This window comes from Natrinema pallidum (assembly GCF_005890195.1).
Classification (GTDB): domain Archaea; phylum Halobacteriota; class Halobacteria; order Halobacteriales; family Natrialbaceae; genus Natrinema; species Natrinema pallidum.
In genome coordinates, this window is the sequence record NZ_CP040637.1 from 2,253,098 (window position 1) to 2,275,688 (window position 22,591).

General features: G+C 65.0%; 25 protein-coding genes. 8 read left to right on the forward strand and 17 right to left on the reverse strand.

What is annotated here, in order from left to right; translation table 11 throughout:
- The first annotated feature begins 81 nt into the window (after window positions 1–81).
- Window positions 82–1,920, forward strand: a complete 1,839-nt coding sequence (locus FGF80_RS11240; protein ID WP_006186692.1) for an acetyl-CoA carboxylase biotin carboxylase subunit — start codon at window positions 82–84, stop codon at window positions 1,918–1,920.
- A 623-nt stretch (window positions 1,921–2,543) separates the two neighbouring features.
- Here FGF80_RS11240 and FGF80_RS11245 read toward each other — a convergent pair.
- From FGF80_RS11245 to FGF80_RS11255, 3 genes are all read right to left on the reverse strand, one after another.
- Window positions 2,544–3,002, reverse strand: coding sequence for a chymotrypsin family serine protease (locus FGF80_RS11245; protein WP_138654054.1), 459 nt, complete (start codon window positions 3,000–3,002; stop codon window positions 2,544–2,546).
- A gap of 9 nt (window positions 3,003–3,011) precedes the next feature.
- Window positions 3,012–3,410: a BAR domain-containing protein gene (locus tag FGF80_RS11250; protein WP_138654056.1), complete on the reverse strand. Its 399-nt coding sequence runs from the start codon at window positions 3,408–3,410 to the stop codon at window positions 3,012–3,014.
- 235 nt (window positions 3,411–3,645) lie between these two features.
- Entirely contained in the window at window positions 3,646–4,779 is a 1,134-nt protein-coding gene (locus tag FGF80_RS11255; protein WP_138654058.1) for a TIGR04053 family radical SAM/SPASM domain-containing protein, read from the reverse strand.
- A 147-nt stretch (window positions 4,780–4,926) separates the two neighbouring features.
- Between FGF80_RS11255 and FGF80_RS11260 the strand changes: the two genes are divergently transcribed.
- Window positions 4,927–5,271: an Htur_1727 family rSAM-partnered candidate RiPP gene (locus FGF80_RS11260; protein WP_006186690.1), complete on the forward strand. Its 345-nt coding sequence runs from the start codon at window positions 4,927–4,929 to the stop codon at window positions 5,269–5,271.
- Window positions 5,268–6,482 (forward strand): TIGR04347 family pseudo-SAM/SPASM protein, encoded by a 1,215-nt coding sequence (locus tag FGF80_RS11265; protein ID WP_138654060.1) that lies wholly within the window; start codon window positions 5,268–5,270, stop codon window positions 6,480–6,482. Before FGF80_RS11260 ends, FGF80_RS11265 begins: the two co-directional genes overlap by 4 nt.
- 148 nt (window positions 6,483–6,630) lie before the next feature.
- Here the strand turns inward: FGF80_RS11265 and FGF80_RS11270 are convergent, their stop codons facing one another.
- Together FGF80_RS11270 and FGF80_RS11275 are read right to left on the reverse strand one after the other, a co-directional pair.
- A complete protein-coding gene (locus FGF80_RS11270; RefSeq protein WP_138654062.1) occupies window positions 6,631–6,933 on the reverse strand; it encodes a CGCGG family putative rSAM-modified RiPP protein in 303 nt (100 codons plus the stop codon).
- A gap of 105 nt (window positions 6,934–7,038) precedes the next feature.
- Complete coding sequence (locus FGF80_RS11275; protein WP_138654064.1) at window positions 7,039–7,491, reverse strand: ubiquitin family protein; 453 nt, start codon at window positions 7,489–7,491, stop codon at window positions 7,039–7,041.
- Window positions 7,492–7,584: 93 nt separating this feature from the next.
- On the opposite strand from FGF80_RS11275, the gene FGF80_RS11280 reads away from it, so the two are divergent.
- The gene (locus FGF80_RS11280; protein WP_238705281.1) at window positions 7,585–8,967 is read left to right on the forward strand and encodes a hypothetical protein; all 1,383 of its coding nucleotides are present in this window, start codon (window positions 7,585–7,587) and stop codon (window positions 8,965–8,967) included.
- A 39-nt stretch (window positions 8,968–9,006) separates the two neighbouring features.
- Here FGF80_RS11280 and FGF80_RS11285 read toward each other — a convergent pair whose 3' ends face one another.
- Window positions 9,007–9,609 carry a hypothetical protein gene (locus FGF80_RS11285; RefSeq protein WP_138654066.1) on the reverse strand — a complete coding sequence of 201 codons (603 nt, stop codon included), beginning with the start codon at window positions 9,607–9,609 and terminating at the stop codon, window positions 9,007–9,009.
- A 92-nt stretch (window positions 9,610–9,701) separates the two neighbouring features.
- Between FGF80_RS11285 and FGF80_RS11290 the strand changes: the two genes are divergently transcribed.
- Complete coding sequence (locus tag FGF80_RS11290) at window positions 9,702–10,964, forward strand: cation:proton antiporter (protein WP_006186684.1); 1,263 nt, start codon at window positions 9,702–9,704, stop codon at window positions 10,962–10,964.
- Window positions 10,965–10,971: 7 nt separating this feature from the next.
- Here FGF80_RS11290 and FGF80_RS11295 read toward each other — a convergent pair whose 3' ends face one another.
- Both FGF80_RS11295 and FGF80_RS11300 read right to left on the reverse strand, forming a co-directional pair.
- Window positions 10,972–12,189: a hypothetical protein gene (locus tag FGF80_RS11295; protein ID WP_138654068.1), complete on the reverse strand. Its 1,218-nt coding sequence runs from the start codon at window positions 12,187–12,189 to the stop codon at window positions 10,972–10,974.
- Window positions 12,190–12,196: 7 nt separating this feature from the next.
- A complete protein-coding gene (locus FGF80_RS11300; RefSeq protein WP_138654070.1) occupies window positions 12,197–12,829 on the reverse strand; it encodes a hypothetical protein in 633 nt (210 codons plus the stop codon).
- A gap of 249 nt (window positions 12,830–13,078) precedes the next feature.
- On the opposite strand from FGF80_RS11300, the gene FGF80_RS11305 reads away from it, so the two are divergent.
- Window positions 13,079–13,369, forward strand: a complete 291-nt coding sequence (locus FGF80_RS11305; RefSeq protein ID WP_006186681.1) for a HalOD1 output domain-containing protein — start codon at window positions 13,079–13,081, stop codon at window positions 13,367–13,369.
- Window positions 13,370–13,380: 11 nt separating this feature from the next.
- Here the strand turns inward: FGF80_RS11305 and FGF80_RS11310 are convergent, their stop codons facing one another.
- The 3 genes from FGF80_RS11310 to FGF80_RS11320 all read right to left on the reverse strand — a co-directional run bounded on the left by FGF80_RS11310 (window position 13,381) and on the right by FGF80_RS11320 (window position 15,368).
- Window positions 13,381–13,776 carry an acyl-CoA thioesterase gene (locus FGF80_RS11310; RefSeq protein WP_006186680.1) on the reverse strand — a complete coding sequence of 132 codons (396 nt, stop codon included), beginning with the start codon at window positions 13,774–13,776 and terminating at the stop codon, window positions 13,381–13,383.
- A gap of 87 nt (window positions 13,777–13,863) precedes the next feature.
- Window positions 13,864–14,616, reverse strand: a complete 753-nt coding sequence (locus FGF80_RS11315) for a ribonuclease H-like domain-containing protein (RefSeq protein ID WP_006186679.1) — start codon at window positions 14,614–14,616, stop codon at window positions 13,864–13,866.
- Between the two features lie 92 nt (window positions 14,617–14,708).
- Window positions 14,709–15,368, reverse strand: coding sequence for a DUF7504 family protein (locus FGF80_RS11320; protein ID WP_006186678.1), 660 nt, complete (start codon window positions 15,366–15,368; stop codon window positions 14,709–14,711).
- A gap of 135 nt (window positions 15,369–15,503) precedes the next feature.
- On the opposite strand from FGF80_RS11320, the gene FGF80_RS11325 reads away from it, so the two are divergent.
- Window positions 15,504–16,277, forward strand: coding sequence for a DUF7547 family protein (locus FGF80_RS11325; RefSeq protein ID WP_138654072.1), 774 nt, complete (start codon window positions 15,504–15,506; stop codon window positions 16,275–16,277).
- A 34-nt stretch (window positions 16,278–16,311) separates the two neighbouring features.
- Here the strand turns inward: FGF80_RS11325 and FGF80_RS11330 are convergent, their stop codons facing one another.
- From FGF80_RS11330 to hflX, 5 genes are all read right to left on the reverse strand, one after another.
- Entirely contained in the window at window positions 16,312–16,671 is a 360-nt protein-coding gene (locus FGF80_RS11330) for a PhlB family protein (RefSeq protein ID WP_138654074.1), read from the reverse strand.
- The gene (locus FGF80_RS11335; RefSeq protein ID WP_138654076.1) at window positions 16,668–17,828 is read right to left on the reverse strand and encodes a thiolase family protein; all 1,161 of its coding nucleotides are present in this window, start codon (window positions 17,826–17,828) and stop codon (window positions 16,668–16,670) included. The genes FGF80_RS11330 and FGF80_RS11335 overlap by 4 nt, the downstream gene beginning before the upstream one ends.
- A gap of 254 nt (window positions 17,829–18,082) precedes the next feature.
- Window positions 18,083–18,442, reverse strand: a complete 360-nt coding sequence (locus FGF80_RS11340) for a PhlB family protein (protein ID WP_138654078.1) — start codon at window positions 18,440–18,442, stop codon at window positions 18,083–18,085.
- Entirely contained in the window at window positions 18,439–19,596 is a 1,158-nt protein-coding gene (locus FGF80_RS11345) for a thiolase family protein (RefSeq protein WP_138654080.1), read from the reverse strand. The genes FGF80_RS11340 and FGF80_RS11345 overlap by 4 nt, the downstream gene beginning before the upstream one ends.
- Before the next feature lie 122 nt (window positions 19,597–19,718).
- Entirely contained in the window at window positions 19,719–21,023 is a 1,305-nt protein-coding gene (gene hflX, locus FGF80_RS11350) for a GTPase HflX (RefSeq protein WP_006186674.1), read from the reverse strand.
- A gap of 333 nt (window positions 21,024–21,356) precedes the next feature.
- Here hflX and FGF80_RS11355 point away from each other — a divergent pair, with 333 nt between their 5' ends.
- Window positions 21,357–21,674 (forward strand): FUN14 domain-containing protein, encoded by a 318-nt coding sequence (locus tag FGF80_RS11355; RefSeq protein WP_006186673.1) that lies wholly within the window; start codon window positions 21,357–21,359, stop codon window positions 21,672–21,674.
- Between the two features lie 79 nt (window positions 21,675–21,753).
- Here FGF80_RS11355 and FGF80_RS11360 read toward each other — a convergent pair whose 3' ends face one another.
- Window positions 21,754–22,479 (reverse strand): ribosome assembly factor SBDS, encoded by a 726-nt coding sequence (locus FGF80_RS11360; RefSeq protein WP_006186672.1) that lies wholly within the window; start codon window positions 22,477–22,479, stop codon window positions 21,754–21,756.
- Window positions 22,480–22,591 lie beyond the last annotated feature (112 nt).

Below are 22,591 nucleotides of genomic sequence, written 5' to 3' on the forward strand. Positions count from 1 at the left end.
ACGTGATCTGGCAAAAACTGACACGAGATCGGACCCGTTGCGAAAAAGTAAGGTAGGGCCCTCACGACGGTATCCACAGAAATGTTCAGGAAGGTTCTCGTGGCGAACCGCGGGGAAATCGCCGTTCGCGTGATGCGAGCGTGCGAAGAGTTGAATATCGGGACCGTCGCGATCTACTCCGAGGCCGACAAGGACTCGGGTCACGTCCGCTACGCGGACGAAGCGTACAACGTGGGGCCGGCGCGTGCGGCCGACTCCTATCTCGACCACGAAGCCGTCATCGAGGCCGCGCGGAAGGCCGACGCCGACGCCATCCACCCCGGCTACGGGTTCCTCGCCGAGAACGCCGAGTTCGCGGGCAAAGTCCAGGACGCCGAGGGAATCACCTGGATCGGCCCGTCCAGCGATGCCATGGAGTCGCTCGGCGAGAAGACCAAGGCCCGGACGATCATGGACGAGGCCGACGTCCCGATCGTTCCCGGGACGACCGATCCCGTTACCGAGCCCGAGGCCGTCAAGGAGTTCGGCGAAAAACACGGCTACCCGATCGCCATCAAAGCGGAAGGCGGCGGCGGCGGCCGCGGGATGAAGGTCGTCTGGGACGAAAGCGAGGTCGAGGACCAACTCGAGAGCGCCAAACGCGAGGGCGAGGCCTACTTCGATAACGATTCGGTCTATCTCGAGCGCTACCTCGAGCAGCCCCGCCACATCGAGGTCCAGATCCTCGCCGACGAACACGGCAACGTCCGCCACCTCGGCGAGCGCGACTGCTCGCTCCAGCGCCGTCACCAGAAGGTTATCGAGGAGGCCCCGTCGGCCGCACTGACCGACGAACTGCGCGAGAAGATCGGCGAGGCCGCCAGGCAGGGCGTCGCTGCCGCCGACTACACCAACGCCGGAACCGTCGAGTTCCTCGTCGAGGAAGAACCCGGCCGGGACGGCCCGCTGGGGCCCGATGCGAACTTCTTCTTCCTCGAGGTCAACACGCGGATCCAGGTCGAGCACACTGCGACCGAGGAGATCACCGGGATCGACATCGTCAAGCGACAGATCCAGATCGCTGCCGGCGAGGAGATCGATTTCGAGCAGGACGACGTCGAGATCGACGGCCACGCGATCGAGTTCCGGATCAACGCCGAGAACGCGGCCGACGACTTCGCGCCCGCGACCGGCGGCACACTCGAGACGTACGACCCGCCGGGCGGGATCGGTGTCCGACTCGACGACGCCCTGCGACAGGGCGACGACCTCGTCACCGACTACGACTCGATGATCGCGAAGCTGATCGTCTGGGGCGAGGACCGCGACGAATGTATCGAGCGGTCGCTTCGCGCGCTTCGCGAGTACGAAATCGCGGGAATTCCGACGATCATCCCGTTCCACCGGCTGATGCTCACTGACGAGGAGTTCGTCCGGAGTACGCACACCACGAAGTACCTCGACGAAGAACTCGACGAGAGTCGCATCGAGGAAGCCCAGGAGCAGTGGGGCGGCGACACCGGCTCGGGCGGCAGCGAGGACGACGAGGAGACCGTCGAGCGCGAGTTCACCGTCGAGGTCAACGGCAAGCGCTTCGAGGTCGAACTCGAGGAACGCGGTGCACCCGCCATCCCGACCGGCGATGTCGAGGCCGGCGGCGGCCAGGCGAGCCGGCCCGAGCCTGCGGGCGGCTCGAGCGGCGACGGCGGGACCGAACTCGAGGGCGACGGCGAGACCGTCGACGCCGAGATGCAAGGGACGATCCTCGACATCGAGGTCGCGGAGGGCGACGAGGTCGCCGCCGGCGACGTGCTGGTCGTCCTCGAAGCGATGAAGATGGAAAACGACATCGTCGCCTCCCGGGGCGGCACCGTCACGCAGATCGCTATCGAGGAAGGCGAGAGCGTTGATATGGGCGACACGTTGGTCGTCCTCGAGTAACGCGGTTACAGTACTGCAGTTCGGACTAACCCCCTGCCGCGACCGTATTCGGGGAATTTTCGTTCATCAACTGTTTCAGCGACTGCAGCGACCGCAGTTCGATTCGGCCCGACTCGATCGGACCACGACTCGAGTGACGATCGCGACGACGAACCCGAACCGGGAGAGATCGGACCAGCGTTCGACTACAGCCAGATGCGACAAAACCCGCTGTACGCTCGTGGTAAGACATGGGACGAGCTTGAGGACCAACTCGGAATTACGCTCACGCCCGAATTCCGCGAAGAAGGCGTTCGAGACGACCAACTCCGCGAAGTCCATGACGCGATATTAGAAGTCGCACTCGAGCACATGGACGAGGTTTCGGACCGAGTTTTAGAAAAACGGGTCAAATCCCACCGGTACGAAGAGTTTTGAGCTATTCAGATGAATAGTAAACAATTATTCACTGTACGCGCTTGAACTAGAGTCACAGAATGACGAACATGCAAAGTAGTACGTCGGAATCTACGGTAATCAACTTCGAAAGAAAATGAAATATTAGCAGCCTATCCAAGCCCATTTTATACTTTTACATGGGTCTCAGTGATGAATAACAATATTATTCAGTTGTCCAATAGAAATTATCCGAAGTAAAAGCTACCTCCCATATGATTACTGATAGCTTCCGCAGAGACACCAGCAGTTTTTTCGTAGCCAGTATATGAATTCCCATCACACCTAATACTATTCCCGGTACGTGTTCGTCCCAGTGTGGCTAATCCTGTAGTGATTTCCATCGGATCGTCCGAGAGTCCCTCACGAAGTATGAATGGCACGCTACCAGAATCACCCGCTGCTTGGAACATAGAGTATTCTAGGCCCTTTCCATTTAGATCAACACAACTAGTCCAACCAGAGTCATTAATACCTGTAATGGTCCCTGATCTATATCCAGATGTTTTTCCACTTTTATAAACGGTTTCATTATTCTCCATGATGACTTCGTAGTTTGTTGCATGACCCACCATTCGATAATCATTCCCTTCGTAAGTAACCTGATTGTTGATTATGACATCATCGTTAGTCTGCCGAACAAGCATATAATCTAGCTAGGTTAAGCAATCTTCTGTAATTGCTGCGATTATCCCATCACTTTCGACGTATACTCCAAGTGGATAATCTTCGTTCTGATATCGGGGCAGTGATTCCAGTGAATTTCTACCCTCTTTGAGTTCTTCTTTTGAATTTGGGTCCACAGAAAACTGTTCATATTTTCCGCTTGGTCTTGTTATCTTTTCCAGATCTCTATCTTTATCTGTCGCTATGTTGAATATACGTTTGATTATGTTAACTTCCATTAGTTCTTTCTCGTTTGCAGATATTATCGGAGCATCTTCTGGAGAGTCTTTCAGCAATTCGACATGAAAAGAACAACGAAGTTGATTGCTGTTATTATTTTGGTCTGAATTTGATTCATTAGAGTTATTCGGTTGTTCTTCGGCATCCATGTTTCCACTATTGTCAAGACATCCTATAAAAGTCATTGTCACGGTCGTACCAGTGCCAGCGAGGATCGCTCGTCGCTTCATATTAGATAACATTGTGAGAAGTGGTATAACCTTTCTCCAAGGTGAAATTGGAATATAGTTGGTTGGTTCTTGATAATTAAAGACTTTCTTCAGCTTCTCGCCGAACGGGACGGCTACAATCGAGTCGCGAAAATCGAGTTCAAACGGTGGCCGATCACTCCCCGCTCAAGACGCCACGCGTCTCGCCGTCGGTGTCGTCCCAGGGGAGCGGGCCGTCGTAGCCCTCGGGAACGAACGGACAGAGCGGGTCGCTCGCCAGCGGGTCGCCGGTGTGGGCGAACGCCCGCGAGCGGCTGCCGCCGCAGACGTGGCGGTAGGGACAGGCCCCGCACTTGCCCGAGAGGTTGTCGCGGTCGCGCAGCGACTGGAACAGTTCCGACTCGCGGTAGAGTTCCGTGACCGGCCGCTCGCGGATGTTGCCCGCCGATTCCGGCAGGAAGCCGGAGGGGAACATCTCGCCCGTGTGACTGACGAACGCGAACCCGTCGCCCGCGACGATGCCGGTCCGCCGCTCGATGCCGGCCCCCGGACCGGCCGCACCGTTATCGGTCTCGTCCCCGTCCGCCCGTCGCTGCATCGCGACCCGGCGGTACTGCGGGGCCTCGGTGGTCTTGACGCCGAAGGGTTCGGTCTCGCTGACCTCGTGGAGCCACTCCATTACCGCGTCAGCCCGGTCTGGCGCAATCGGCTCGAGGACCCGTCCACGACCGACGGGCACGAGGAAGAAGACGCTCCACATGACGGCCCCGAGTTCGGTCAGCAGGTCCCGGATCGCGGGGAGTTCGTCGACGGTCTGTCGGCAGACGGTGGTGTTGACCTGGACCGGGAGCCCGGCCTCGCGGGCGTCCTCGACGGCGCGGATGGTCTCCTCGAAGCTCCCGTCCTCGCCACGGAAGGCGTCGTGGGCCGCCGGTGATGCGCCATCGAGGCTGACCGCCATCCGCTTGAGTCCGGCGTCGGCCATCGACTCGATCCGGTCGGCGGTCAGCGAGCCGGTCCCACTGGGCGTGATCGTCATCCGCAGACCGAGGTCGTCGCCGTGAGCGATCAGGTCCGCGACGTCGTCGCGGACGAGCGGGTCGCCGCCCGAGAGGACGACCAACTGGCCGTCGCCGAACTCGGCCGCGTCCTCGAGCAGTTCCATCCCCTCCGCGGTCGAGAGTTCGTCGGGATGGCGACGCTGCTGGGCGTCGGCGCGACAGTGATCACAGGCGAGCCCACAGGCCTGGGTAAGCTCCCAGATGAGGACGAACGGTCGCTCGGACGTATCGAACGTGCCGGGGCGCATAGCCGAGGGTGGGTCTCCGACGACCGAAAACGCCCCTCTGGTTCCCGCCGCCCGGGAAGACGGGAAGATGTTCGACCGCTCGTGCGGCTATTCCCGCGCGCTGGGAGATCGCACAACGGCCTTCGGTATCGTGTCGAAGGTATCGATATGGTCGAGAAAGCGCGCCGGTCGGCGGTCGAGAGCGACGAGCGAGGGAACCCGACTCGGCAGTGGGAGGTCTTCGTCCGTAACGAGGAGGGAGATCCGATGCGCCACGTCGGGAGCGTCGCGGCCGCGAGCGGAAGCGAAGCACACGAGCACGCGTCCCGGCTGTTCGGCTGGTATGCCGCCGACATCTGGCTCTGTCCGGCCGACGAAGTCGAACGGTACTCGACGCGTGGCCTGGTGGACACGGCCCAGGAGCGATCCGACGATGACAACGGCGACGACGGGAGCGAGGAACAGCGCGTCTACGAGGAGACTGCGGGTGCCTCGGAGGTGAACAGTCTGTGATCTCGATCAGCAAACTGCTCTGCGATCTCGACGCCGAGGGCGACGGACTGCGCTACGACGCGGCCGACGATTCGGAGAAACCGCAGATCACCGAGGAGAAACAGCAGCGGCCGGTCGTCGTCTGGAACGCGACCCGTCGGTGTAACCTCTACTGTTCGCACTGTTATGCCGGGGCCGAGACCGAGGCCGCGACCGGCGAGTTCACGACGGCCGAGGCGAAGTCGTTCCTCGACCAACTCGCCGACTTCGGCGCACCCGTCATCCTCTTCTCCGGCGGCGAACCCCTCGTCCGCGACGATCTGGTCGAACTCGTCTCCTACGCGGCGGATCGCGGGCTCCGCCCCGTCCTGTCCTCGAACGGCACCCTGATCACCCGCGAGACGGCCGCGGCGTTGCGGGACGCCGGACTCCAGTACGCCGGCATCTCCGTCGACGGCCTCCCCGAGCGCAACGACCGCTTCCGCGGCGAGGAGGGCGCGTTCGACGCCGCCGTCCGCGGGATCGAACACTGTCTCGAGGTCGGCCTCAAGACCGGCCTGCGGTACACGATCACCGAAGCCAACGCACCCGATCTCGAGGGAGTCGTCGATCTCCTCGTCGAGAAGGGGCTCGACCGGTTCTGTTTCTACCACCTGGATTACGGCGGTCGGGGGGCCGAGATCGTCGATGCCGACCTCTCCCCGCAGGCAAAGCGCGAGGCGATCGAACAGGTCGCCGACCTCACGCTCGCGTATCACGACCGCGGCGAGGAGATCGAGACCCTGCTGGTGGGCAACTACGCCGACGCCGCCTTCCTCGTGGAGTACGCCCGCGAGACCTTCGGCGAGGCGAAGGCCCGCGCGGTCTACGAACACCTCGAGCGAAACGGCGGCGACCCGACGGGCGAACGGATCGCGGACGTCGACTATCAGGGCAACGTCCATCCGACGCAGTTCTGGCAGGGGTACAGTCTCGGCAACGTCCGCGACCGGCCCTTCGGCGAGATCTGGGACGACGAGTCGAACCCGCTGCTCGAGGCGCTGCGGAACCGCGAGGAACACCTCCACGGAAAGTGTGCGGACTGTCAGTATCAGTCGATCTGTCGGGGCGGCTCGCGGCTGCGGGCGCTCGCCGAGACGGGCGATCTGTTCGCGCCCGACCCGCAGTGTTACCTCCACGAGGACGAAGTGCGCGGCGAGGGCGGCCCGGTCATCGGCGGTGCCGCGGACTGACTCCAGTCTCGAAGCGCTCTCGGCCGAACGGCCGGGTAACGCCCGTTCTCGAGCGGCCGACTCCTCAGCGTCGGGAGTCGGCTCTTGCGGGACGCCGCCCCAGACGGTGACAGCAGTCGGTATCGCCGTGTTGGTGCGATCACCGCGCTCAGTCGCCGCCCACATGGACGCGCGTCACGTGCCCGCCACAGCCGCATCGATCGACGTACTCGAGTCGAACGTCGTCGAACGCCGCCTCGAGTTCGTCCCAGAGGTACGTCTCGGGATGGCCGTGATCGCCGTGGGTGACGAGGTTGACGTGGTAGCCGGCGGCCGTCTGGGCGATCGCGTCTTTCGACTGTGCGACGATCAGGTCCCGATCCATCGCGTGTTCGGGTCCCTCGAGATTCGCGGACCACGACGCGTCGTGTTCGCGACGTGTGACGGGTTCGACGCCGGAATCGTCGGTCATAGTCGACACTCGGGTCCCGACGAGCCTCAGCAGTAGGGCGAACGTGTTCGCCACGGTGGCCGTCGGCGTCGTCGCCGCAGCCACCGCCGACGGATCGCAAGCCGATCAACAGCAGAACAGAAACGGGTAGAGCAGCGCAACGCGGTCGTCGTCGGCGAGTTCCGTCTCGAATCCATCGAGGTGTTCGTTGAACCGACCGTTGACACAGACCCGCGCGTACGGCCGGGTCTGCTCGCCCTCCGGGTTCTTTCGCCACGTCCCGGGCAGGTCGTCGGGAACGGGTGCCCAGCCGCTGTGGGTCGCGTCCGCTTCGGTTTCGGCAATGAGCATGTCCGCGAGATCGTACTCCGCGAAGAAGGCCTCGAGGAAGTCCCGAAGGCGGGTCCCCTCGAAGGTGAACTCGAGTTCGTGGCGGCCGAGTGCGGTGCGGACGTGGCCGGTACAGCGGACGGTGACGGTCGTCTCGGTTTCCCGACCGGCCGTCGCGGCCGCGTGCTGGTCCGTAACGGTCGCGGTCGATCCCTCGTCGGCGGTAGTCGTCGCCTGGTCTGGTCCCATGGCTCACACGGCGATACGGTACGGACCGGCAAACGCTATCGTCCGAACGTGTTCGGGAGGAAGGGGACGGCCGTACGGGCCGTACCGCGAGACATGAACGGAATACCGGGCGGGTTACGGACCGACCAGCAGCCGCCGATGGTGATCCCGTTGCGGCATTTCCTGCTCGCGCTGGGTTTTCTCGCGGTCGGCATCGGTGGGGGGACCGTCCTGGCCGTCGCGACGCTGCCCGGTCTCGCCGGGCTGGCACGCCTCCACGTCCTGCTCGTGGGCTGGATCGCGGTGACGATCATGGGTGCGATGACCCAGTTCGTCCCCGTCTGGTCCGGCGTGTCGATCCACTCGCGGCGGTTGGCGGTCGCCCAACTGTGGCTCGTGACCGTCGGACTACTCGGATTCGGCGCGGCGTTGCTCGCGGGCGCGTTCGCCTGGCTCCCGGTCGCCAGCGCGCTCATGCTGGCGGGTATCTGGACATTCGTCTATAACGTCGGGCGCACGATCATCCGTGCACGCCCGTTCGATTTCACGGAGCGCCACTTCGCACTCGCGCTCGCGTGCTTCGCCCTCGTCGCACCGCTCGGGGCGCTTCTCGCGACGGATTTCACCACGCCGGTGTTCGAGTCGGTCCCGGTGAACCGATTCGAAATCCACGGCTCTCACGCGACACTGGCGCTGTTCGGCGCGCTGCTCGCGACGGTCGTCGGTGCGCTGTTCCAACTGACGAAGATGTTCACGCAGGCGGAGCCCAATCGGTGGGGCGACCGCCTGCTCGCCCTCGAGCAGTTGTGTTTCCCCGCCGGGCTCGCGGCACTCGTGGTCGGCCGCGGACTCACCATCGCCCCCATCGCTCGCGTCGGCGCGGTCGCGCTCCTCGTCGGACTCGCCGCGTTCGCGGTCGTCGTCGCCCAGTTGCTGGCCGGCGCGACGGTCGAGCGGTCCCCGATGCTCGCTCGCTACTGGCTCGTCGTGGCGGCATTGGTCGCGTGGATCGCCCTCGCCGCGCCGGCGTGGTGGACCGACCCCCTCGCGTACGAGTCGCTCTTCGGATATCCCGGGACCCGGACGCTTCTGCTGTTCGGCGTCTTCGGACTCGTCGTCATCGGGTCGCTGTACCATATCGTCCCCTTCATCATCTGGATCGAGCGCTACAGCGATCGCCTGGGCTTCGAACAGGTGCCGATGATCGACGACCTTTACGACGACCGCCTCGAGCGCGCGGATTTCTGGCTGCTGTTCGTCGGCTTTGCCGGCCTGTCGCTGGCACCGCTGGTCGACCTTCCCGCCGTCGTTCCCACCGCGAGCAGTCTCCTCGCGACGATCGGCGTCGGCGTGTTCATCGCGAACATGCTGCTGACGATCCATCGTCACGGGCCCGACGGCATCGCCGGCGTACTCGCAAGCACGTTCGAGTCGGGCGAGGACGACCCTGCAGCGGCCGGCGGAGAGCCCGACGTGGACGCGTCGCCAGATCGGTGACCGGGTGCGGTCGACCCCATCGGCGCGGATCGCGCGAATCTATTCCTCCGGCGACACGTCGACCGCCGGTTCGGACCGCTGTGATTCGATCGTCGAGACGACCAGTTCGCCGTACTCGGCGGCCGTCAGCTCGCCCGCGTTGTATGCCGCCGCGTGTTCCGTCTCGACCGTCGCCGATCCGTACGACGCGGGCGCGTCGTCGAGAATCGTCGCCCCCAGCGCGACGGTATCGTAGCCCGCGTTGACCAGCGCCGCGTAGCCGCCCGCAATCAGGGCGATATCGTGAGCGTTGCCCTCGTCGTACCGATCGGTGTTGACGTACTCGAGGGTCAGCACGTCCCGCTCGCGTGCGACCGACCCGACGGCCATGTCGAACTCCGCGAGCGTGGACGCGAGCCCGTCCGGAGTCGTGATGTCGGCAGCCGCCAGCGCCGGAATGCGCTCCTCGAAGATTGCGCGTCGTTCCGCGACGGGGAGGGGAGGGACGTACGCCGAGACCGGCCACTCCGTATTTGCGGGGAACTCCGTTCCCATCTCCTCGATACAGCCGGTGAGGGCGACGGTCACGGCGACTGCCCCCGCCCGAAGGAACCGCCTCCGTGTTGACCCCTCGCTTCCCTCTCCCGGCGCGTTCCGACCCATACCCTCGATACGCCGGCCCGCTGCAAATGGGTTCGTTCTGCAAACGCCGGCATCGGGATAAAGACGCGATTTCCCGTAGGCCGGACCAGCGGATGGCCCTCGAGCTGTACAACGTTGGACTGGTCGTCATCGGTGTGGCACTGTTCGGCGTCGCCGTCCTCCCGCGGTTCGTTGCGGACCGTGCGATCTCGCTGCCGATCTTCTTCGTCGCGTTCGGCATGCTCGCTTTCGGCCTGCCGATCGGACTGCCCGCGCCGGACCCGCTCGAGCAAGGGACGACGACGGAACACCTCGCAGAATTCGGCGTGATCGTCGCCCTGATGGGAGTCGGGTTGAAGATCGATCGGGTCCCCGGGCTGCGCGCGTGGGCGTCGACCTGGCGGTTGCTCGCGATCACGATGCCGCTGTCGATCGCCGGCGCGGCGCTGCTCGGCTGGTGGCTCGGCCTCGTGATTCCGACCGCGGTCCTGCTCGGTGCGTGCATCGCGCCGACCGATCCGGTGCTGGCATCGGAGGTCCAGGTCGGGGGACCGGGCATGGGCAGCGAAGCGGAAGGTCTCGAGGAGGCGGCCGGTGGTGAAGACGAGGTCAGATTCGCGCTCACCTCCGAGGCCGGACTGAACGACGGGCTCGCGTTCCCGTTTACGAACATGGCGATCGCGATCGCGCTCGTCGGCCTCGTGCCCGGCAACTGGGTCGGCGAGTGGCTCCTCGTCGACGTTGGCTACCGGATCGCCGTCGGCGTACTCGTCGGCGTCGTTCTCGGCTCCCTGACCGCGCGGCTCGTCTTCGCGACGGAGCCCGAGACCCCCGTCGCGGAGTCGGTCCAGGGACTCGAGGCGATCGCCGGCACCCTGTTCGTCTACGGGGCGACCGAACTCGCGGGCGGCTACGGCTTCATCGCAGTCTTCGTCGCCGCGCTGATGATCCGCCACTACGAGCGCTCCCACGACTACAACCGGTCGCTTCACGAGGTCAGCGAGTTCGCCGAACAGGTGATGATGGCGCTCGTCATGCTCTTCTTCGGCGGCGCGATCGCCGGGGGGCTCCTCGAACCGCTCACGTTCGAATGGATCGCGGCGGCAGTAGCGATCGTGTTCCTCGTTCGACCGCTCGCCGGGCTGGTCGGGTTCCTCGGGTTCGACCGCGACCCCGCCGAGCGGGCGACGGTCGCCGTCTTCGGCATCCGGGGGATCGGCTCGTTCTACTACCTCGCACACGGCCTCAACGAGGCAGCGTTCCCCGACGCCGACGTGCTGTGGGCCGTCGTCGGCGCGGTCGTGCTCATCTCGATCGTCGTCCACGGGATCGCCGCCACCCCCACGGTCCGCTGGCTTGAGGCGCGGGTGGAGTAGCGGGCGCTCATCCCGTCCAGTCGGCGCGCTCGAAGAAAACCGTCCAGCAGACGGCAGCGTAGAGGCCCGCACCGACGACCGAGAGCCAGCGGCCCGGCTCGACCAACGTTGGGACCGACCCGAGCAGGCCCGCGACCTCGAGCCCCAGGCCGGTGACGAGCGCCGCGACCGACGCACTCGCGGTTCGGTCGCCGATTCCGGGGGCGGACGCGACGGCTGGCGGATAGAAACGGTAGGTGACGCCGACGATCGTCAGGCCGAGGAAACCGCCGACGGCGAGCCGGTAATGGGCGTCGAACGCGGCTGCCGGTAGACCCGCACTGGGTGCGAACGCGAAGCAGAGACCCAGAACGGCGATCAGCGCGCCACAGCCGGCTGCCGCGAGGATGGCCCGGCCGCCGACGCGTCGGCGGTCGCTCTGCCGAGCCAGGTCGAGAACGGCGACGGCGAACCCGACGAGGGCGGTCGCCTGAAGCGCGGCACCGACGCGAAACAGCGTCCCGCCACGAAAGTCGGCCGCGAGCAGTGCGGGGCCGACGATACCGGCGGCGACGACGACCGAGACCAGCAACGGGTGCACTGAAGCGACCAGCAGCCGGGGTAACAGTCGGAAGCCGATCGCAAAGACGAGCAGCGCCACCGTGCCGGCGGCGAACAAGTGCGTGGTGGCCGGCCCGCTCGCCGGAAACACGGACGGCTCGAGACCGAGTGCGGCCGCTAGCGGCAGCGCCGAGCCGACGATCAGGTATGCGAGCACGAACGGAACGGCGACGTTCGCGACCCGGTCGGCGCGCCGACGGTGGGCATCGGTCTCGCCGGTGCCGGTCTCGCGGCCCGTCGGGTTGTCGCGGACGGTCCAGCACAGCGTCCCGACGAAGACGAGGCCGCCGACGAGCCAGCTCGCCGCGCTCGCGAGCGTCACGGTCGCAGAGCCGATTCCGATCCCGGTTGCGAACGCACCGATCGCGCCGAGCGAGGCGAACGGGAGGTGGATCGCCGGCGCGCGCGGTACCGCGAGTTCGCGCGCGAAGTACGACGGGACGAGCGTGTAGGCCTTGCCGAAGACCACGTGGAAGACGAAGCCGAAGACGCCGAGGGGGACGGTCGCCGCTCTCCCCGCGCCGACAGCGACGGCGACCTGCCACGCGACGAAGTAGCCGATACCGACCGCGACGAACGCACGCGACCACCGTGTGACGGTTGCGGTCGCATTCCCGGTCCCCATCGCGCGATCAGAACGGCGACTGAACGCTCGTCTCGTCGCCGTCCTCCCCCTTCGCTCCGGTCCCGGGGCCGCTACCGACCGGTTCGGTCGGGACCTCGCCGGACTCGAGGTACTGCGCTTCGAGGGACTCAAGCGTCCCGTTGAGGGACTCGGACTGGTGGTGGGACGGACGGACGCGGACGCGGACGAGATCGTACTCGTGGCGATCACTCAGGCCGTTCCAGGCGCGAAACGAGCCCTTGACGAGCGCATCGGCTTGCGGACAGAACTCCGTCGTGGGGCTGAACTCAGCCCGGAGGACGGTCGGATCGTCGGCATCGACCGCGTACCGGTAGCCCGCTTCGGGATGTCGCCGGTCGAGGTTGAGTCGCGCCAGATTATAGCCGAAGGTGGCGTCGTAGACGCCCCGCTCCTCGAATAGATCTCGAGTCACGTCGTGGAAGGCGACGTGCTCCTCGCCTTCGAGGACGTCGTGGCCCTCGAGGAATGCCCCCGGATCGGGCACGTGGTCGGGCACGAACGATCCGGGCGCATCGAAGCTCCCCTCGCTGTCGCCCCCGTCCGTCGATCGCCCGCTCGAAAACGGATTCATCGTGGTCCGGGCTATGTCCCGAATCGCCCAGTAACTCTTCCCGAACATGTTACCCTTCGTGCTGCCCTCGAGACAGTTTTCCCGAATTTCACGCCACCCCCGTCGGCAATCGGTGGTTGCGTAGTGACTGTCACTCCCTGAAGAGTTTTAGAATTTGTGAATGAAATAAGATTAGCAACTATTCTATACCCAATTAGTTGGGTATTGAACACATATATACATTATTGATCAGACATGGACACCAACCTCAAGTTAGGGCCAGAGGATTTATACCTGATCGAAGAAAGGCTCCGGTCAATGCTACTCTCAGTCGATCGATCGGACACGACAGACCGACAATCTCTCAGTTTCGACGTGGTCGCTGCTGTCGCCGAGCGCGAAGGCGTCGATCCCGTCGATCTCGAGCCCCCGGAATACGAAGCCCTCTACGATGTCGTCAATCCCGAAGCTCTGGACGCGCTCTTTGCGACGCGAGAGAACGGCCACGAGCGGCCGGTCGGCCGCATCGAATTCCCCTTCTGTGGTTATCGGGTCGTCGTCACGAGCGACGGCGATGTCGACGTATCCGATCCCGAAACGTCGCGGTAGCCGGCGAGCAGCTACTCCCGGTGCTCGATCCGTCGCCGCCATTCGGACGGCAGCGGCTGTGAACCGCCGTCGTCCGGCGCAGCGAGGACCTGAACGGTGCGCGCCGTCGCGGCACGCTCGCCGTTCGCGCGGATTTCGTACTCCATCGGCAGGCTCGAGTCGCCGAGTTCCGGCACGCGGAGCGCGACGGTGACGGCGTCGTCGGCCTCGATGGGGCGGGCATACTCGAGTTCGAGGCTCACGAGAACGGTGTTCGTCTCGGTCAACGAGACATCGAGCACGTCCCGAAAGTAGGCCTCGCGGGCCTGCTCGAGGTACGTCGCATAAGTTGCGTTGTTGACGTGGCCCATGAAATCGATGTCGCGGAGCCGGACGTCGATAGCGGTCTCGTAGCTGTAATCGTCCATGTACGAGTGGGTAGTGCGCTGGCTGCCGTATAGCTGCTTGCTCACCGCCGCCGTCACGCACGCGCGACGGTCGATCCTGCCGGCCGATCAGTCGCCGGCCGTCGCGGCCTCGAAGACGGTCTCGTGGAGGCGATCCGCGACGAGTTCCATCAGCGGCTTCATGTTGCGGGTGTCGGCCCGATTGTACTCGACGAGCGTCTCGAGGGCTCCCTCGTCACCGGCTTCGTACTCGTGCCAGAGGCGCACCGCGTCGCGTCCGCTGAGGTCGGGCTTGTCCCGATCGATTCCGACGTCCTTTTCGATCGCTTTCAGCCCGCCGTCCAGTCCCACCTTCTTGCAGGGGTACATGAGGTCGACGTGGGGCACGTCCACGTCGATATCGAAACACGTCTCGAGGAAGGGAACGTCGAAGCGCTGGCCGTTGAACGTAACCAACAGCGGCGCATCGGCGAGCTCCCGCTCGAGGCGGTCGCTCGTGAGATCGCGGTCCTTGACGAAGGTCGTCGTCTCGCCGCTCCGATGGAGGCTGACGGTCGTCACCTCGTTCGTGGACGCGTCGAGCCCGGTCGTCTCGATGTCCAGAAAGCACGTCTCGTCGCTGACGTTCTCGTAACAGCGCCAGCGACTCGAAGCCGGCAGCGCCTCCGCGAAGACGGAGATATCACCGCGCTCGAGGTGGGTCCGTCCCTCGTCGATGAACGTCTCGATCCGATCGGCCAGTGTCGAGCCGACGACGCTGCCGTCGAACTCGTCCCAGTGGGTCACACCGTGTTCCCAGAGTCGTCGTTCGGTCGTCTCCCCGACCCCGCGAACGGGGATGAAACTGTTCTCGATTCGCACACCAGTTTGGAGGGCACGGGGTAGGTAAAAACGCTTGGATCGGTCGCCACGCCGTGGTCGACTCTCACCGTCGGCGACGAAAGCGGTGCTGACTACAACTCGAGCCAGTCGGTGGTCGTGTCCGCCTCCCGGAGATACCACTGCTGTTCGTCGATTCCGTTTCGGGATCGGACCGTCACGACCGCATCGAACAGCGGCTCGAGGAGGTTGACGGCGTCGTGGTCCGGACCCAGCGGTAGGTGATAGTGACCCATGCCACACGCTTGATCGACTCGCGAGGTCGTCAACTGCAGCAGGCGGAACACCGCTTCCGCGTCGTACTCCTGGAGCAGCGGCACGAGCGAATCGACGCAGACGCGAAGCGCCGACGGAGCGAGCCCGTCGGCGCTGTCGTCGAACTCGCCGATGGTCTCGACGATCTCGATCCCGAGCGTCCCCAGCGACGGCTGCCCGCTCCCGCCGTCCGATTCCGACATCGACTCGAGTTCCGACCGCGAATAATCGATCGTTCGGACCCGTTCGATCCCGGAATCGGAACCACGTTCGTGTGCGACGTGGTCGTCCGCATCCGTGACGAACAGGCGGTATCGAGCGTCTTCCCGTGCTGCACCGAGTAGTTGTTGGCAGACGGTCTCGTGTGGCTCCCTGGCCGTCCCAACGAGTAAGATGTTGCTCCCCTCCTGTTTGAGGGTTCCGAGCGTTCGTGCGAACGTCGCACAGTCCGGGACGGCGTCCCCTCGCTCGTCTTCCATTCCGTTCGATCAGTCAAACGGTATCGAGATAAAAATTGCGGCTGAGTTCCCCTCGGAAAAGGGTCTCACGTACGGCCATTACTATCGAATACTCCCGATCGGCCGGTTTTTTACACCGGCGGTCGTAGGGAGCGCATGGCCGATTCCGACGACGAACTCGCCGACGCGATTCGCGAACTCGCGCGAACGATCGACGCGCTCCGAGAGGAACTCGAGGGGCCGCGCTCGCGTCGCCGGCCCCCGCTGCGCCCGCCGACGCCGCGGGAACTCCTGCGATTCACCGACGAGGTCGCCCTTCCGGCCGCCCTGACCGTTCTCGAGACCAGCGTCCGCGCGCTCGAGGCGTTCCAGCGGAGCCTGAACGTCGTTCGAACCGGGCAAGAGGCGCGGGACCGAACGGAGGCGGCCACCGAAGCGACGAGCGAGCGCGCGAGCGAACTCCGTCGCACGACGCTCTCACAGCTCGATTCCGTGCTGTCGGAGCTCCAGCGAGCCGCTTCCGAGGGCGGTCTCCCCGCCGACGAGGAGGCCCGCGACCTCCTCGCTGAGGCTCGGGAACTCCGCGACGATGTCGACAGCCGGCTCCGGGACGCCGCCGAACGCGAGTCGCGATCCGGACCGACCGCCGCGGACTCCGATCGACCGGCGGCCGAACGCGGAGTGACGATCGATATCGAGGACGGCCCGCCGGCCGAAGACGGAGCGGACCGCGCCGACGACCCCGACCGCGACTCCGCCGTCGATGTCGACGCCGAACTCGAGACGCTGCGAGATCAGTACGCCGACGACGAGGACGGCGACTCGAATGCGGCTGCCTCGAGCGAGGGCGACGCCGACGGGTCGGATGGGGAGGGCTCCGATGCCGACGCTGGGGCTGACGGCGCGGAAGACGGCAGCGGCGAACCCTGAATCCGCTGTGGCGGGCGCGTCGGCCCGGCGGCCATCAGAGCGGCTCGAACCGGTAGCCGTCCCACGCCTGACTCTCCGGCTCTCGAATGCCCGCGCCGGGTTCGCGGAGTTCGTCGACGGAGACCGGCCGTACCTCGTCACCCGTCTCGATGTCACCGGTGGTCAGTTGGCCGATCGCGCGGACGGACTCGCCTTCCACATCGAACTCGACGATCGCGAGGTGGTTCGGTTCGCGGACGCCGGGTGGCGTCGCGGTGCTGGTCGTCCACGTCACGACCTCCGCGGTGTACTCGCTGAGATCGATCATCTCGACCGGCTCCGCGCCGTCAGGGCCGCGCGGGTGCCCAGGGTAGGTGACCGTCCCGTCGTCGTAGCGCGTCGCTTCCAGAGTCATTGTGCAGCCTCCATGATGGTCGTAATCACACAGTTGCCGAAGCCGCCGACGTTACAGCACAGGCCCGCGTCCGCGTCGACCTGTCGGGGACCGGCCTCGCCGACGAGTTGCTCGTAGATTTCGACGCCCTGGGCCACGCCGCTGGCTCCGAGCGGGTGCCCCTTCGATTTGAGCCCGCCCGAGGTATTGGTCGGCAACTCACCGGTGTCTCGCTCGGTGTCCCCGTCCTCGACGCGCTTCCAGGCCGCACCCTGCTCGGCGAAGCCCAGCCCCTCCATCTGCAGGAACTCGAGAATCGTGAACATGTCGTGGAGTTCGGCCACGTCGATATCCGCGGGTCCGAGTCCGCTCATCTCGTAGGCTCCCCGCCCGCTCTCGACGACGCCGTTCATTACGGTCGGTTCCTCGCGTTCGTGGACGACCTGCGTGTCCGTCGCCCCGTCGACGCCGGTGACTACGGCGTAGTCGTCAGTGTACTCCCGGGCGACGGATTCGGGACAGAACAGGAGTGCTGCCGAACCGTCCGTGATCGGACAGAAGTCGTACAGTCGGAGCGGATCGGCGACGATCGGCGACTCAAGGACCGTCTCGAGGTCGACTTCCTTCCGGAACTGGGCATGCGGGTTGTCGACGCCGTTCTTGTGATTCTTGACCGCGACTTTCCCGAGGCTCTCGCGGGGCGCGTCGAATCGCTCGAGATAGCGGCGTGCGGTGAGTCCGGCGAACGACGGGAGCGTGACGCCGGCGTTGTACTCGACTGGGTGCGTTACCGAGGCGATGATGTCGGTCGTCTCGGATGTCGATCGGTGTGTCATCTTCTCGCCGCCGACGAGCAAGGTCATGTCGCTGGCCCCGCTTTCGATCGACTGCCAGGCGGCGTAGATTCCCGCACCGCCGCTCGCGCTCGTCTGATCGACGCGCTTGGTGTACGCCGGGATGGCACCGATGTCGTGTACCAGCGCGTTCATCACGCCCGTCTGTCCTTCGAACTCGCCGCTGGTCATGTTCGAGACGTACAGATGCTCGACATCGTTCGCATCGACGCCCGCATCCTCGAGACAGTCGATTCCGGCCTCCGCGAGGAGATCCGTGATCCATTCGCCCTCGCGTTGTCCGAACTGGGTCATAGCGGCTCCGATGATCGCAACACGTTCCATAGCTAGTGTACCTCTGGTGGTGGCTGACCACGAACGGTGATTTAAAATTAAGGGGGAACAGCATTCGACGAATTTAGGACACCGAACGGTGACGATAGTTCGATCCGAAGGTACGTCTCAGTAATCGGCCTGAACCGTCCTCGACGACGGTCACGGGAAACGGGGCGCTGATCGGTTGGTGCCGGAGACCCGTTTTCCCATCCGCGGGCGCGCCTCGAGTACCGGACACTCGAGACGCACAACTATTTTCGCGCTTACACCGGCTCGAACCGGTAGCCGTCCCACGCCTGACTCTCCGGCTCTCGAATGCCCGCGCCGGGTTCGCGGAGTTCGTCGACGGAGACCGGCCGTACCTCGTCGCCCGTCTCGACATCGCCAGTGGTCAGTTGGCCGATCGCGCGGACGGACTCGCCTTCCACATCGAACTCGACGATCGCGAGATGGTTCGGCTCGCGGACGCCGGGTGGCGTCGCGGTGCTGGTCGTCCACGTCACGATCTCAGCAGTGTACTCGCTGAGATCGATCGTCTCGACCGGTTCCGTCCCGCCCGGGCCGCGTGGATGTCCGGGGTAGCTGATCGAGCCGTCGTCGTAGCGCGTCGCTTCCAGAGTCATTGTGCAGCCTCCATGATGGTCGTAATCACGCAGTTGCCGAAGCCGCCGACGTTACAGCACAGCCCCACGTCCGCGTCGACCTGTCGGGGACCGGCCTCGCCGACGAGTTGCTCGTAGATTTCGACGCCCTGGGCCACGCCGCTGGCCCCGAGCGGGTGGCCCTTCGATTTGAGCCCACCCGACGTGTTGATCGGGAGTTCGCCGTCACGTTCCGTGTGTCCCTCCTCGACGAGTTTCCAGGCTTCGCCCTGCTCGGCGAAGCCCAGCCCCTCCATCTGCAGGAACTCGAGGATCGTGAACATGTCGTGGAGTTCGGCCACGTCGATGTCCGCGGGTCCGTATCCGCTCATGTCGTAGGCCCCGTTGCCGCTCTCGACGACGCCGCCCATGACGGTCGGGTCCGCGCGCTCGTGGACGACGTGGGTGTCGGTCGCCCCGTCGATGCCCGAGATCACGACGTAGTCGTCCGTATACTCCTTCGCAACCGACTCGGGACAGAGCATCAGCGCCGCGGAGCCGTCCGTGATCGGACAGAAGTCGTACAGTCGGAGCGGATCGGCGACGATCGGCGACTCGAGGACCGTCCCGAGGTCGACTTCCTTCCGGAACTGGGCATGCGGGTTGTCGACGCCGTTCTTGTGATTCTTGACGGCGACCTTCCCGAGGCTCTCGCGGGGCGCGTCGAACCGCTCCAGGTAGTGGCGCGCCGTCAGGCCCGCGAAGGAGGGCAGCGTGACGCCGTGTTTGTACTCCACGGGATGGGTCAGCGACGCGATGACGTCGGTCGCTTCCCCGGTCGTCTTATGCGTCATCTTCTCGCCGCCGACGAGCATCGTCATGTCGCTGGCACCGCTGGCGACCGACTGCCAGGCGGCGTACATTCCCGCGCCGCCGCTCGAACTCGTCTGGTCGACGCGCTGGGTGTACGCCGGCATCGCGTCGAGGTCGTGAGCCAGCGCGTTCATCACGCCCGTTTGCCCTTCGAACTCGCCGCTTGCCATGTTCGAGACGTACAGGTGCTCGACGTCGTCGGCGTCGACGCCCGCATCCTCGAGACAGTCGCTGCCGGCCTCCGCGAGAAGGTCCTGAATCCACTCCCCGTCCCGTTGCCCGAACTGGGTCATGGAGGCTCCGATGATTGCAACACGTTCCATAACGTATCGGACTCGAGACATCGATTTATAAGTGCGGGTCACGGGTGCGGACGCCCTCGTCCTGAGGGCGGGCATCCCGCCGACCGCGCTCGGAGAAAGAGCGTCGTCGCGGCGTCCGACCCCTACGAGGCCGATTCCGCCGCCGTCGTCCGCAGCTCGCTCGCTCGCGAGCGTGCCTGCGAGATCACCGCGGGCCGAGCCTCGAAGGAGACGATCACGTCCTCGTCGCCGTAGGTCACGTCGTCGACGTTCGCGTTGTCGTGAAGCCACGAGACGACGCTCATCGTGTCCTCGGTCATCGGCAGCATGAGCCGCTCTTCCTCCCAGTCGGGCAGTTCGTGGTCGATCCGCTCGAGGAGGCCGTCGACGTTGAGCCCCTCCCTGGCGCTGACGGTGACCGGGTTCGGCGCGAGCGACGACAGGGCTTCGCGCTTGTCCGTGAGGTCCTCGTCGCTTACCTGATCGATCTTGTTCAACACGGTCACGATCGGGGCCTCGTTGCGCTCGTAGAGGGTGTCGTGGGACGTGACCAGCTTCTCGTGAATCTCGTCGACCGGCTCGCTGACGTCGACGACGAGCAAGACCAGGTCCGCCCGGTAGACCGAGTCCAGCGTCGACTTGAACGACTCGACCAGCCAGTGGGGCAGATCGCTGATGAACCCGACCGTGTCGGTCACCAGCACGTCCCGCCGGTCGATGGCCGCCCGTCGCGTCGTCGTCCCCAGCGTCGTGAACAGCTTGTCCTGGGACTCGGCCGTCGGGTCCAGGTCGGGATGGAGCTCCTCGTTTTCCTCGACCTCGAGATCGGTCGCGAGCTGACGCAACAGGGTCGACTTCCCCGCGTTGGTGTATCCCGCAAGCGCGACCAGATCGAACCCGGAGTCCCGACGGCGCTCCCGGCGCTGCTGTTCGGTCTGCTCGATCCGCTCGAGTTCGTCCTTGATCCGGCTGATCTGGGCTTTGATGTCCCGTTCGCGGCTCTCGTCGTACTCGCCAAGCCCCATGAAGCCGGGGTGTTCCTCCCGCTTTGCGAGGCTCGTCTTCGCCTCGGCACGGGGGAGTTCGTAGCGGAGCTCGGCCAGTTCGACCTGGAGCTGTGCCTTCCGCGTCTGGGCGCGCTGGCCGAAAATCTCGAGGATCAGCGTAAATCGATCGATGACCTCGACGCCTTCCGGCAGGAGCCGCCCGAGGTTGTACGTCTGATACGGGCCGAGCCGATTGTCGAAGACGACGGTCGTCGCGTCGGTCTCCGCGGCGAGCGCGGCCAGTTCCTCCGCTTTCCCCTCGCCGATCTGAAGGGCCGGATCGGCCCGTCGGGACTGCGTGACCTCGCCGACGACGGTATACCCCGCCGCCCGGGCCAGGTCGCGAATCTCGCTCGTGTCAGCCGTGCCGGAATCGACGCGTTTCGCGATGATCGTGTTCATGCGGGTGGCTTCGTGTCTGCCGGGCGTGGTCGGTCGTGCTCGCTCGAGCGCCGCAGCTCGTCGCTTGCGCGCCCCGTCGCTCGCCGACACCGGCCGTACAGTCGGTGCGGGCACTGCCGCGTGGACCCGGAGACGCTAACGATGCCGGTCGCACACCTCCGTTGGACGCACGTGAGTCATACTCGTCCGTACGCGGCGAACCGTCTTGAATCCCGCGCCCGTTGTGACCGTCCGCGCGTTCGCGTCGCGGCCGCCATCGATCGGGTTCCGTCCGGTCCGTCGAGCGGACCCGATCACAACAGTCATACGAACCGACTCGAATTGAGGTGCATAATGCTCGATCTCGATCCGACGGCGCTTGGCCTCGAAATCGGGGGCGGCGCGGTCATCGGCGGCGTCATCGGGTTCGCCGCGAAGAAGATCGCGAAACTCCTCGCGATCATCGTCGGCGTGCAGTTGATGGCCTTTCGCTACCTCGAGTCCCAGGGGATCATCATCGTCGACTGGAATCGGCTCTCGGCCGGCCTCCTGAAAACGCAAGCGCGCGCCGGGGACGCTGCGAACAGCCACTGGGTTCAATCGCTGCTCTCGACGCTCTCGATCGGTGCAGGCTTTACCGGCGGCTTCCTGATCGGCTTCCGACGCGGCTAACGCGGTCCCGACCCGGAACCGGACGCGTCATCGACCAGGCATACACCGAGAGTACCTCGGGGACAAGCCCCGAGGTACGTCACCGCGTTCGGAGATCGTCTTTGTCCTTGACGATTTCCGTCTCCGCCTGTCCGCTGGTGTGTTCGTTGACGGTGTCGTAGAACTCGTTTTGCAGTCCGGCCGGGAACGTCAATACGCCGATCCACGAGCCGTCGTTTTGCCACTCCTCGCGCTCGAGATCGCCGAACTGGCGGATTTTCGCCTGCGCGCTACCCGCGTGATCCGCCGGCACCTGGACGGCGACGGTGACCTCTTCGAACCGGATCGGGATCACGGGCCGTAACGCGTCCAGCGCGTCGTCGACCTGCTCTTGGACCGGCTCCATCGGGTCGACCGTGAAGCCGGCCTCCTCCAGGGCGTTCTCGATCCGTTCGGGCGGATGGGGCGCGTTGTCCATCTGGGGGTTGACCGCGTTGCGCGTGATCGTATCGATCAACTGCCTGCGCTTCTGTTCTTGCATCTCGCGGCGCTGATCGGCCGTGATCTGGATCTCCCCCTGCTTTATCACTTCGGGAATGATCTCGAGGGGCTCCGTGGTATCGAAGACCGTCTCGAGGTCCGACTCCGCGGGCCGGTCGCCGCGCGAGGCGTCCTCGAAGACGTCCTCGGCGGCGATCACGTCCTCCAACTCGCCGTCGAACTCGTCGCGTTTGATCGAAAGCGCCGCGTCCGGATCGACTAACACTTCGAAGCGCGCCCCGTGTGACTCGAGTCGCGCTGTCACTGCCTCGTCAAGCGAAATCATACCTGACGGTTCCGCCGCCAATGAAAAGAGTGTTTCCCGAACCGATCCGGCACTCGAGGTCGAAAACGCCTCGAGTCGCCGTGGATCGACGGGGCCGCCGACGCGACGTGAC